Raw genomic sequence first — 11,582 nt, 5'->3', positions numbered from 1 at the left:
TCCTCACTACAAACCTAGAGTTTAATAGATTCATGGACAGGTTCTGCAACTGCGGCTAATTCCGGTTCCTCTGCTTCGAGGTGCGCTTCCAAAAGCGCCAGATTTCTCATATTTGATTTATAAAAAGCATCAAAGATATCTCCGACTAAAGGCACTGAGCCGATAACTGCTTCTAGACCGATATTGTAAATCATTTTACCGAGGGTTTTTTGGGGAATGTTGAATTGAGTTGCTAAGTAAATTAGGTAAGCAGAAAACGCGGTATCTACTATATCCCCAGCACCCGGCACTAAACCGATAATGGGATCTAAACCAATGCGAAATTTAGTACCGGGGATGCCAATGGCGGTATCCATCAGGCGGCTGAGCTTGCGGATGCGGTTGAGGGTGGCGAGACGCTCTATTTTGTTCATATTATTATTGTTGGACTAGCTGGAAAAAGTGACATCAGTCGGAAGACAGAAAAAAGCATCGCCCTGACAGGTTCGTAGTGAGGACTTCAGTCCTCTCTGGTTGGAAGAGGACTGAAGTCCTCACTACTAACTTTATAAGGGTTATTTTATGATATAATCGGCGGCGATCGCAAATTGGGAATTAGCTAGACTTGAATAAACTTAACTATAGTTAATATGCTTAATTCCCCATTCGTGCATAGTATCAATAATCGGTTTGAGACTTTCGCCCAAAGGCGTGAGCGAATATTCAACTTTCGGCGGAACTTGCAGGTAAATTTCCCGGTGCACAATCCCGTCTGACTCCATCTCCCGCAACTGCTGCGTCAGCATCTTCTGAGTAATGCCGTTGACAGCTCGTTGCAGCTCGTTAAAACGCTTCACTCCTTGAAACAGCTCCCGCAGAATCAAGACTTTCCAGCGCCCGCCAATCACCTCTAAAGTTCTTTCTACCGGGCAATTTGCGCGCTCAATAGTTCCTTCTTTAGCTTGCATAGTATCTTTGTGGTAACTACCGCACTTTTAAGTGCGTACTTCCCATAATAGCTTGACTTGGTTTAAATTAGAAACAGCCGAGAAATACCCGAAGTCATTCCCAAATCTAAAATCTCAAATTGAAGGAGGATTGAGAAAATGATTGCAGTCAGAAAAAGTGAAGCAAGAGGACACGCTAATCATGGTTGGCTGGACAGTTACCACACATTTTCCTTTGCCAATTATTACGATCGCAATTTTATGAATTTTCGCTCGTTGCGGGTAATCAACGAGGATGTCATTAGCCCCGGAAAAGGTTTTGGCACTCACGGGCACAGCGACATGGAAATCATTACCTATGTGCTGGAAGGAGCATTAGAACACAAAGACAGTTTGGGCACCGGTGCAGCGATCAAACCAGGTGAAGTGCAGCGGATGAGTGCAGGTACTGGCATCCAGCACAGCGAGTTCAATCACTCGCAAACTGACCCGGTTCATTTGCTGCAAATCTGGATTTTACCAGATACAAATGGCTTGCCGCCGAGTTACGAACAGCGGGAGTTTCCCCTAGCAGAAAGGCGCGGAAAACTGCGCTTAGTGGCGGCGCGAGATGCCAGAGATGGTGCTGTAAAAGTGCATCAAGATGTCGATTTGTATGCGGCGGTTTTGGATAAAAACTCCCGGGTTTCTCATGTTTTGCAGCCAAATCGCCATGCTTGGGTGCAAGTTGCTCGCGGCGCTGTTTTGCTCAACGGTTTGACTTTAGAAAAGGGTGACGGTGCGGCGGTTAGCGGCGAGGCTGAGTTGGCGATCGAAGCGGTGGAAGATGCAGAATTTTTGCTGTTCGATCTAGCATAAAATAGCCAGACAAATTTAGCCGTAGGGTGCGTCAGGATTCAGCCTTCCAAGCTAATTATGCGGGTTCGATTCCCGCTGCCCGCTTACTCAGATAAAGACCTCAAACAAACGAGAAATCAAGGTTTGAGGTTTTTTATTGGCTAAAATACGGGCGAGTCGGGGGGCAGATTGGAGACAATTTGGAGACAGAATGACTGCGAAATGACTGCGAAATAGCCCCATTGAGTATCAAGTGAGTATCAAATGACTGCCCGAGATCCCTTTTTGAACACAATTTGAATACAATTTGACTAGAATTTGACTAGAAATATCCAGCCGACAGTCAATAGCGGTATGGTGCGGCGTGCATGGAACCCTAGATAATGGGAGTTGTGTGAGTCCTGTATCTAGAAGAATAATCGGTTAACACAGAGTGCCTCCAGTTGGCAAGATTGTCGATCGCACTCAGCTTGAGTTAAGACTGATTCGGAGTCGCATCAGTCACAAGGAGAACCCGTGAAATATTTTTCAGTAGTAATGTATTTGCTGCGGGAACGGCAACAGTTTCTCGAAGAAATTCGCGAAGGTGTCAATCTCAAATCGAAAATTTTTGGTTTGTTAATTTCTAGTACCATATTTTTTGGGATTTACGGAGCAATATTAGGCGCATCTAGTACGTGGATGCAATGTCTGGTTTCAGCAATCAAGCTGCCAGCACTTTACTTGCTGACACTGATTATCTGCTTTCCCACACTATACTTTTTTAATGTCATGTTTGGTTCAAAACGAACTTTTGAACAGTATTTGACATTGTTGATGACATCAATGGCAATGATTAGCGTTTTGCTGTTTGGATTTGCACCTGTCAGCCTATTTTTTCTGATTAGCAGTACGAATTACAATTTTTATCTACTGTTGAATGTTGCTATCATGGCAATTACAGGATTTTTGGGGGTAAGCTTCATTTATCAAGGAATGCACTTTATGTCCGAACAAGATGCCGAAGGCAAAGACATCAGGCTAAATATTTTGCGCTTCTGGTTGGGACTTTATGCGTTTGTGGGCAGTCAGTTGGGATGGACGTTGAGACCGTTTTTTGGCGCGCCCGGAAGAGCTTTTCAACTGTTCCGAGGCCGAGACAGCAATTTTTATCTGAGTCTGTGGGATTCAATTAGGTCTCTGGGAGGATTTTAATTAATGCCAATTTAAGGAGATTTGCCCTAGTGATACAAGCGGATTTGGATGAGTTGAGAATTCCTGAAAAGGAGTTGGAAGATTTGAGCGGAATAGCTTTGAGCGACGGTTTTGCAGCGGATTTTTACCGACCTGCTGCACTCCGGGACGGCAAAAAGCTGTTTGCTCTTTTGTTGCATGAGTTGCTGATATTTTGCGTGACGCTTGTTGTCTCGCTTCCTGTTGCTTTGCTCGTCAATAAGCATGAAGTTAGTTCAGCTAGCGATGCTGAAATATTTGTCCGGGTTTTACAAATAACTTTGGGTTTATCGCTGGCGATTACTGTTGCTTGGAATGTCTATCAATGGGTGAAGGCAAAGCCTCTGGAAACGCTGGCGGGTCTGCTGGATGAAGTTGAGAAGTATCACGAGGTGATTCAGGCTTTAGATATTATCGATCGCCTAACGGCTGCTGGCAACTTACAAGCCAATGTAATTAACCGACAAGATGCAATTGAGGCATTAAAAATTACTAGGGAAAGTTTAGTCTGTGCTTTGAAAACAGAAAGAATTCTCCGGGAAAATCAGAAATTTATCGGCCGCCGTTACGAGTTATTTGCTAATATTGAGAGTAATTTGGCGGCTCTGATGGCGCTGGATGTGAGCGATCGGGCGAGCGAATACGGGCGGTTGCTAAATGAGGCTTTGGAAATTGGGATGAGCGTACACAAAGAGGTAAGAAAACTGCAAAATGGCAAGTAAATTCAATTTGCAAGTTCGTAGTAAGGACTTTAGTCCTTCAGGTTCGTAGTGAGGACTTTAGTCCTTCAAGTTCGTAGTAAGGACTTTAGTCCTTCAGGTTCGTAGTAAGCTTCAAGTTCGTAGTAAGGACTTTAGTCCTTCAAGTTCGTAGTAAGGACTTTAGTCCTTCAAGTTCGTAGTAAGGACTTTAGTCCTTCAAGTTCGTAGTGAGGACTTTAGTCCTTCCATCTGAGTTTTAAATGACAGGTTCGCCGTCAGAAATTTAGTCCTTAAATCTGAGTTTTAAAGGACTAAAGTCCTTACTACGAACCTTTTTTGGTGATAATTTTAATCATCGAAAATATCCAACTGTTGTCCCTCCGACTCTTTTTTACCATCTTTTTTAACACCCTTCCGCAGCCCGATCGCAATTTTGCTGTGTTTCTCAATCTGCTTCATCACCTGTCTCGCCCTATCAATCACCGACGGCGGCAAACCAGCCAACCTCCCCGCTTCAATTCCGTAGGACTTATCAGCACCGCCGGGGTGAACTTCGTGCAAAAATACGATTTGATCGGGCAATTCCTTCACAGTCACCTGATAATTTGCCACATTATCCAAAATAGAAGCTAACTCATTTAACTCGTGATAGTGAGTCGCAAAAATCGTCCGCGCCCGAATCTCGCTTGCTAAATATTCTGCCACAGACCAAGCAATCGAAAGTCCGTCAAACGTCGCCGTTCCCCTGCCAATTTCATCTAACAAAACCAATGATTTCGGCGTGGCGTGATTGAGAATATTGGCAGTTTCGTTCATTTCTACCATAAACGTAGACTGACCGGTTGCCAAATCATCCACGGCGCCGACACGGGTAAAAATGCGATCGCAAATACCCAAAGTCGCAGCCTTCGCCGGGACAAAACTGCCCATCTGCGCCATTAACTGGATCAAACCCACCTGTCGCAAATAACAACTCTTCCCGCTAGCATTCGGCCCGGTTAAAATAATTAAATCTGGGCGATTTAGCGCTGCTTCCCGACCCAAAAAAGCCGAATTAGGGACAAAAAATCCCGGAGGTAAAGACTTTTCCACCACCGGATGACAACCTTCAATAATTTTAATTTCCCGACTTTCAACCATATTCGGGCGACAGTAATCTTGATAAACCGCTACTTCCGCTAAACCGCACAAAATATCCGCCGCCGCCACCGCGCGGGAAACGTTGCGAATAATTTCTGCGTGCTCTCCTACCTCCGATCGCAATTTCGCAAAAATATCGTACTCCAACTGATTCAAATCTTCCCGCGCCGTCAGAATGCGGACTTCTCTTTCTTTTAATTCTTCAGTGCTGTAGCGTTCTTCATTGGTAAGAGTTTGCTTGCGGGTGTAGTCGTTCGGTACTTGGTCAACTTTGGATTTGGTAATGCTGATATAATAGCCGAAAGCTTTATTGTAGCCTACTTTTAAATTAGAAATTCCGGTGCGTTTCCGTTCGTTAGCTTCTAAAGTGGCAATCCATTCTCGATCGGCTGATGCAGTTTGGCGCATCTCATCAAGCATGGCATTAATGCCCGATCGAATCAAACCTCCTTCTTTTAAATGAATCGGCGGTTCGTCAACTAAATAAGCGTGAATTTGAGTTGCTAATTCTTCTAAAATGGGCGGGACATTTTGCAGCGCTTTTAAATAGGGCGAGATTCCTTGAACTGCGATCGCGGCTAATTGAGGCAATTTCGAGAGAGAATCGGCTAAAGCGACCAAATCCCGGGCGCTAGCCGTTCCAGATCCTGCACGCCCCGTGAGTCTTTCGATGTCGTAAATTTGGCGCAGCAACTGCTGCAAATCTTGGCGCAGCGGATTGTTTTCTACTAATTCTTGAATCGTGTCGTGGCGGGCGCAAATGCCTTTAATGCTGAGCAAAGGTTGCAGCGCCCAGCGGCGCAAAGCGCGGCCTCCCATGGCGGTGCTGGTTTTGTCTATAGCCCACAGCAGCGAACCGTGAAACACGCCATCTCTCACTGTTTGAGTAATTTCGAGATTGCGGCGCGTTTGGTAGTCTAGTATCAGAAAATCGGTGAGAGTGTAAGTGTGCAATCTTTGCAAAGCAACTGCTTTTTCCTTTTGAGTTTCTTCGAGATATTGCAGCAAACCCCCGGCGGCGCGCACTGCGAGGGAAAGGTGCCCGCATCCCATACCTTCGAGCGATCGCACTTTGAACTTTTGCAGGATGCGCTGTTTTGCTTCGGACAAAGTAAACGGAATTTGCGATCGCAAAGAATAGCAAAACGAATTCGGCAAACAATCGGGTAAATGCTCGGATTTCTCTCCGGGCCTCAACATCGTCACCAAATCCGGCGCATTAGTAGGAACCAGGACTTCCGAAGGCTGCAAGCGCAGCAATTCTAGGGTTAATTGTTCTAAACTGTCGGCTTGGGTAGTGACGAATTCTCCTGTAGAAATATCAGTATAAGCCAATCCCCAATGTTCTCCAGCGATGACTACTGCTGCTAAAAAGTTATTTTGTCGGGGCTTGAGCATTCCGTCATCCGTCAAAGTTCCGGGAGTGAGAATGCGGGTAATTTCGCGCTTGACTTGGCGACCTTCTTTTGCTGCAATTGAGGCATCTTCAACTTGGTCGCAAACTACTACAGCATAGCCTTTTTCTACTAACTGAGAAGTGTAGCGATCGAGGGCGTGGTGCGGCACTCCTGTCATCGGCACTCGACCGATTTCTTTGCCGCTTTCTTTGCTAGTACAAACGAGTTCTAATTCCCGGGAAATCGTCACTGCATCTTGGAAAAAACACTCAAAGAAATCTCCGACTCGAAACAATAAAAGTGCGTGGGGATACTGTTCTTTCACTTCCACATACCGCTGCATCATCGGCGTCAGCTTGGTGAATTCTAGTAGGCGGTGGTCGGCATTGGGGATGTTGGCTTGACTGGGGTCTGTTGGGGTAGATGCAGTGTAAGGCATAAAAGGCGATCGATAAATTTTTATCTTTAACAACTTTAGCGCAAGCTCGGCTTTTAGCTATAGCTAATGATACAATTTTTGACGATTAATCCTCCTCCAGCAGGTTGCGCGATTCTCGATATGCGGGCGCAGTTACATGGTTCGTAGTGCCGTTCGTAGTGCGGACTTCAGTCCGCTCTTATCGGAGCGGACTGAAGTCCGCACTACGAACGGCGAGGGGGATCTCCGGCGCATAAATAGTGTTAAGTAAACTGTATTGAGTTATATGGTTCGTAGTGCGGACTTCAGTCCGCTCTTATCGGAGCGGACTGAAGTCCGCACTACGAACCGCGCGTGCGGTTAATCGAGCGGACGCGATATGAAAGAGCAGCGACTGGCGATCGCCAAAAACAACCTCAGCCATCCCCTGTTAGCTGTTAAAACAATAATGCGAAATCTACTGCAATTTAGTCTGGGATAAGCTCTACATTTTTTATTATTGAAAACAGCCAAAAGATAGATTTATAAATTATACCTCCGATAGAGAGATACCACATTTTATATGCTTAAAATCAAAACATCCAGGCAAGTGATTTAGCTGCGGAGTAAATTTAAGATTTAGAATCAAAAATCTGCTAGTAGTTAACTAGAGGAGAACAAAATAATGAAAGCTCTTTGCTGGCACGGAGCAAATGACGTGCGAGTTGATAATGTACCCGACCCAACAATTATCAATCCGCGCGATGCCATAGTTAAAATCACGTCTACAGCAATCTGCGGCTCAGATTTGCACCTCTACAACGGCTTCATCCCGACAATGCAATCGGGCGACATCATGGGGCACGAATTCATGGGGGAAGTAGTCGAACTCGGCAGCCAAGTCAAGAACTTGAAAAAGGGCGATCGCGTTGTCATTCCTTTTACAATTTCTTGCGGTAGTTGCTTCTTTTGCAACCAGGATTTGTGGTCGCTGTGCGACAATTCTAATCCCAATGCAGGATTGGCTGAAAAAATGTTCGGTCATTCACCGGCGGGACTGTTTGGCTACTCGCATTTAACGGGCGGCTATGCAGGCGGTCAAGCAGAATACGCGCGGGTTCCGTTTGCAGATGTCGGCCCTTTGAAAATTCCTGACGGACTTTCTGACGAGCAAGTATTGTTCCTCACTGATATCTTTCCTACCGGTTACATGGCTGCGGAAAACTGCAATATTAAACCGGGAGATACTGTTGCTGTTTGGGGATGCGGGCCTGTCGGACAGTTTGCGATCAGAAGCGCGTTTATGTTGGGGGCCGATCGAGTAATTGCGATCGACAGAGTACCGGAACGCTTGCAAATGGCGGCCGCGGCTAAGGCCCAAATCATCAACTACGAAGAAATGGACGCGGGGGTAGCCGTCACCGAAATGACGGGCGGACGCGGCCCTGACGCCTGTATTGACGCGGTGGGGATGGAAGCCCACGGTACCGGTCTCGATGCTTTGTACGACAAAGCTAAGCAAGCTGTGCGCTTGGAGAGCGATCGGCCTACAGCGCTGCGACAAGTCATCCTCGCCTGTCGCAAAGGCGGCACAGTGTCAATTCCCGGCGTTTACGGCGGTTTTGTTGACAAGGTGCCCTTGGGTGCAGCGTTCAACAAAGGCCTGACTCTGAAAATGGGACAGACGCACGTTCACCGCTATTTGCGGCCTTTGCTCGATCGCGTTCAAAAAGGCGAAATTGACCCAACCTTCGTGATTACACACCGCATGAAATTGGATGAAGCGCCCCACGCTTACGAAATTTTCAAACAGAAAAAAGACAACTGCATCAAAGTTGTGCTCAAACCATAACTCACCATTAATTGAGAAGGAGAAACTATGCTTTTACAAGAAAAAGAATCCGGCGACTTGGTAGAAATTCTCGATATCGAGACTTTAATCAGCCCCACCCAAAATCAAGTACCGGGACGAATTCAAGCTGGTGAAGAAGAGCAAGATCCGGCACATTTTGAGAAGGATAAATTAGTTTTTCCTTCCGGCGAAGTCCTGCCGCGCTGCTGGACTGAGGAAAATTATAAAACTCAAGGTTCGTAGTAGGGACTTCAGTCCCAGATTTACTCATTAAGTCCTAGACGAACTGTCACCTTAATCAAGGTACGTAGTTGCGCTTCAGCGCTCTTTGAGATATAGTGGTTCTCAAAAAGATTCGCGGACGTTGTTAGGCTTTAGCCCTTCTTAGTTTAGTGGTTATATAAGCTGTCAGTCATACCAGATCTTTTTGAGAAATGCTATATATAATAAAGAGCGCTGAAGCGCAACTACGTACCTAAGAAAGATTTGAATCCCCGATCAGTTAATTATTTAAGGACTGAAGTCCTTACTACAAAACTGACGCGGGCAATAAGTCTCATCATTAACAGCAAATAATTTATGGATTTGCAAGCAGTAATTCTCGATATTGACGGCACTTTCGTACTCAGCAATGACGCTCACCCTCAAGCTTGGGTAGAGGCGTTTGCCACTTATTGATGAAATAACGGCGATTCATCGAGAGGGATAGCTTCTCTAATAGCTAGGACGATGCTCAGAGCATCGTCCTAAGATTTGATTAAAAAGACTGAGGCAAGAGGTCTACAATCCATTCTACCTGATGCGCTTCCGTGCGATCGGGAATATCCAGGCGATTAGCCAATCGTTGAATTACCGCTTCTGGGACTGCTGCGGTGCGCTCACGATTCCGCCGCAAGATTTGCTCCAAGGGAACTTCCAGGTAAACAATCCGAATGCGCCCTTGATAACCAGCAAAAAAATTAATTAATTGCTGGCGCATTTGTTTGGTCGTATTGGTAGCATTCCACACAAAAGAACGTCCAGATTTCATGTATTCCCGCGCTCGATTTTTAGCTTCCACGATGACATTTCCGGGAGTTTCATCGGGAGGAACGTTCATCTCTTTTCGCAGCGCATCCAAGGAAATAACAGGCAAATTGAGCAGATTTTCTTTAATCCAATAATCTTTACCGCTTCCCGGCAATCCCGACATCAAAACAACTTCGCATCGAGTATCGTCAAATGCTTCATAATCGGGGTTGCCGTTGTCTTTGCGGAAGTAGATAAATCGGCTGTGGGCTGATGGGAATTGTCGCGGAGAATTCAAACAATTATTTTCTTGACAAAACTCCCGAAATAGCTGTATTTTATCCAGAATTTCTTGTCTGTCAGCACACTCTCGCCCGCGCACGTCTGCTTCTGCTAAAAGTGCGAGGAAATCGCAGCGCACAACTTGACTGGCTTTAATGACAGACTGCTGCGGGTTGGGTTTTTCCAGCAGCCAGATGGGTAAACTGCCGAATTGGACGATCGCGCAAACAGTCTCCCGAATGCTAAACTGCACAGGCGGGTCAAATTGAGATAAAATTTGTCTGACCATCCTCGCACCTTGGCGGGCGTGACCTTTCGAGCTAATTCTGCCATTTTCTTCTATCTTTGTAAAAGCAGGTTTTGCGACATCGTGCAGCAAAGCCGCAGCAAAAAGCATAGAACGTTCTTTGACGGGAAGCTGCCGCCAATTGGGGGAAGATATTAACGCTTCGCAGACCATTTTGGTGTGAATTAAGACATCACCTTCAGCGTGATAAATCGGGTCTTGCTGACATCCTTCTAAGTTTTGAATCCAATCAAAATGATTGTAAATGCTGTCCCAATCCAAGAACCAATCGGGCGGTTCCGGACAAAAAGGAAAAGTCCAAGTTGCAGAATGTGATAATAAAGCAGTCATAGTTTCACCTATTTGTTAATTTCTTAATTTCTTAGTCCGCGCACCATCCGGACATTGTCTTTATAGCAGCGGTTTCAACCGCCGACTCTCAGCGGACATTGTTTGTATAGTCGCGGTTTCAATATCGTAAGGTGCGCAATGCGCACCCGACATTTATAGGTGCGCAATGCGCACCCGACATTTATTTCCTAGGCGTAAGGTGCGCAATGCGCACCCGACATTTATTTCCTAGGCGTAAGGTGCGCAATGCGCACCCTACTATCGGTCAACTAAAATTAAATAAATCTGCACCCGCACGCAAAATATTCGGTACAATGGGGCGATTCAGCCAATGTCCCTCCGCATTTTTAATCGCAGTCAAAAAGCTAGCGCGCACGTACTTGTAACGCGCCTTGACAATTCCATCTGCTTCGACTTTAATATACAGACCCTCCATGCGATCGCTATTATCAGTCTCCTTCAAACAGCGCTCTTCATCCAATCCCAATTCCCGGCACTGCAATCGCAACCGCTTCAAATGTCCCGCTTGAATAAAATTAGATTTATCCATAAAGTGCATCATGTGCTTGGGCGATTTCAACACTCCCGAAAACAGAACAGGAACTGACACTAACGGCAGTCCGATTAACAACTGGCGGCGGGCTTCTGTACTCAAAAACAGACTTGTTTCTAAGTCCAGCACGTCGTATTCCATAAAATAGTGCGGCAGAAAATCATAAAAAACAGTGTGTTTGGCATAAAGCCATTCGCCGTACAAAATATAACGATTTCCCAGCACTTCTCCCAGGACTCCGCTGAGACTGAAAGCCCACTGTTTGAATAAGTTAAAATGTTTTTCTCGCGGCCCGCCGGTGAGATAGTGGCCGCGACTTTGCAGCAGCATTTGCCCGTCTGGCGCGAAGCTGATGCCTGTATTGGCGCCGTCTACCTTTTCTTCGATAATTAAAGGGCGATCGGCAATAGCGCTAAAAGGCACGCTGTCGAGGTCTTCATCTCCCGGCTGGAAACGCGAACCTTCGATGTGATAAGTTCTAGGATATTTGACAATTTCCATAACCGATTTTATATTTGAGATTTTAGAGGCCAGCCAATTCATTAGACTAGATTGTAAAAGTCTTTTGAATCAAATTTTCGGACAATGATTTTCACAAGAGGTATATTACCATTATAATAGATGCATCACAAAGGAGCGT

The 11,582-nt window shown here is 45.8% G+C and carries 10 protein-coding genes; 5 read left to right on the top strand and 5 right to left on the bottom strand.

Going from position 1 to position 11,582, the window contains the following annotated elements; all coding sequences use genetic code 11:
- Window positions 1–14: 14 nt before the first annotated feature.
- Both JGK39_RS10010 and JGK39_RS10005 read right to left on the bottom strand, forming a co-directional pair.
- A complete protein-coding gene (locus JGK39_RS10010; RefSeq protein ID WP_293252428.1) occupies window positions 15–413 on the bottom strand; it encodes a DUF4112 domain-containing protein in 399 nt (132 codons plus the stop codon).
- Window positions 414–614: 201 nt separating this feature from the next.
- On the bottom strand, window positions 615–947 hold the full coding sequence (locus JGK39_RS10005) for a helix-turn-helix domain-containing protein (protein WP_293252426.1): 333 nt from the start codon (window positions 945–947) through the stop codon (window positions 615–617).
- A gap of 138 nt (window positions 948–1,085) precedes the next feature.
- Between JGK39_RS10005 and JGK39_RS10000 the strand changes: the two genes are divergently transcribed.
- The 3 genes from JGK39_RS10000 to JGK39_RS09990 all read left to right on the top strand — a co-directional run bounded on the left by JGK39_RS10000 (window position 1,086) and on the right by JGK39_RS09990 (window position 3,697).
- Window positions 1,086–1,784: a pirin family protein gene (locus tag JGK39_RS10000; RefSeq protein WP_293252424.1), complete on the top strand. Its 699-nt coding sequence runs from the start codon at window positions 1,086–1,088 to the stop codon at window positions 1,782–1,784.
- Between the two features lie 495 nt (window positions 1,785–2,279).
- Window positions 2,280–2,957: an actin-binding WH2 domain-containing protein gene (locus JGK39_RS09995; RefSeq protein ID WP_293252422.1), complete on the top strand. Its 678-nt coding sequence runs from the start codon at window positions 2,280–2,282 to the stop codon at window positions 2,955–2,957.
- Between the two features lie 29 nt (window positions 2,958–2,986).
- Window positions 2,987–3,697 (top strand): hypothetical protein, encoded by a 711-nt coding sequence (locus JGK39_RS09990; RefSeq protein WP_293252420.1) that lies wholly within the window; start codon window positions 2,987–2,989, stop codon window positions 3,695–3,697.
- Window positions 3,698–4,024: 327 nt separating this feature from the next.
- Here the strand turns inward: JGK39_RS09990 and mutS are convergent, their stop codons facing one another.
- Window positions 4,025–6,652, bottom strand: a complete 2,628-nt coding sequence (gene mutS / locus JGK39_RS09985) for a DNA mismatch repair protein MutS (RefSeq protein ID WP_293252587.1) — start codon at window positions 6,650–6,652, stop codon at window positions 4,025–4,027.
- Window positions 6,653–7,295: 643 nt separating this feature from the next.
- On the opposite strand from mutS, the gene JGK39_RS09980 reads away from it, so the two are divergent.
- The gene (locus JGK39_RS09980) at window positions 7,296–8,462 is read left to right on the top strand and encodes a zinc-dependent alcohol dehydrogenase (protein ID WP_293252418.1); all 1,167 of its coding nucleotides are present in this window, start codon (window positions 7,296–7,298) and stop codon (window positions 8,460–8,462) included.
- Between the two features lie 27 nt (window positions 8,463–8,489).
- Window positions 8,490–8,705, top strand: coding sequence for an acetyltransferase (locus tag JGK39_RS09975; RefSeq protein WP_293252416.1), 216 nt, complete (start codon window positions 8,490–8,492; stop codon window positions 8,703–8,705).
- Between the two features lie 514 nt (window positions 8,706–9,219).
- Here the strand turns inward: JGK39_RS09975 and JGK39_RS09970 are convergent.
- A complete protein-coding gene (locus tag JGK39_RS09970) occupies window positions 9,220–10,389 on the bottom strand; it encodes an AAA family ATPase (protein ID WP_293252414.1) in 1,170 nt (389 codons plus the stop codon).
- A 265-nt stretch (window positions 10,390–10,654) separates the two neighbouring features.
- Window positions 10,655–11,443, bottom strand: a complete 789-nt coding sequence (locus tag JGK39_RS09965; RefSeq protein ID WP_293252412.1) for an RNA ligase family protein — start codon at window positions 11,441–11,443, stop codon at window positions 10,655–10,657.
- Window positions 11,444–11,582 lie beyond the last annotated feature (139 nt).

This window comes from Microcoleus sp. PH2017_12_PCY_D_A, from assembly GCF_020738565.1.
Classification (GTDB): Bacteria; Cyanobacteriota; Cyanobacteriia; order Cyanobacteriales; family Microcoleaceae; genus Microcoleus.
This window is presented reverse-complemented; position numbering and strand designations above follow the sequence as displayed.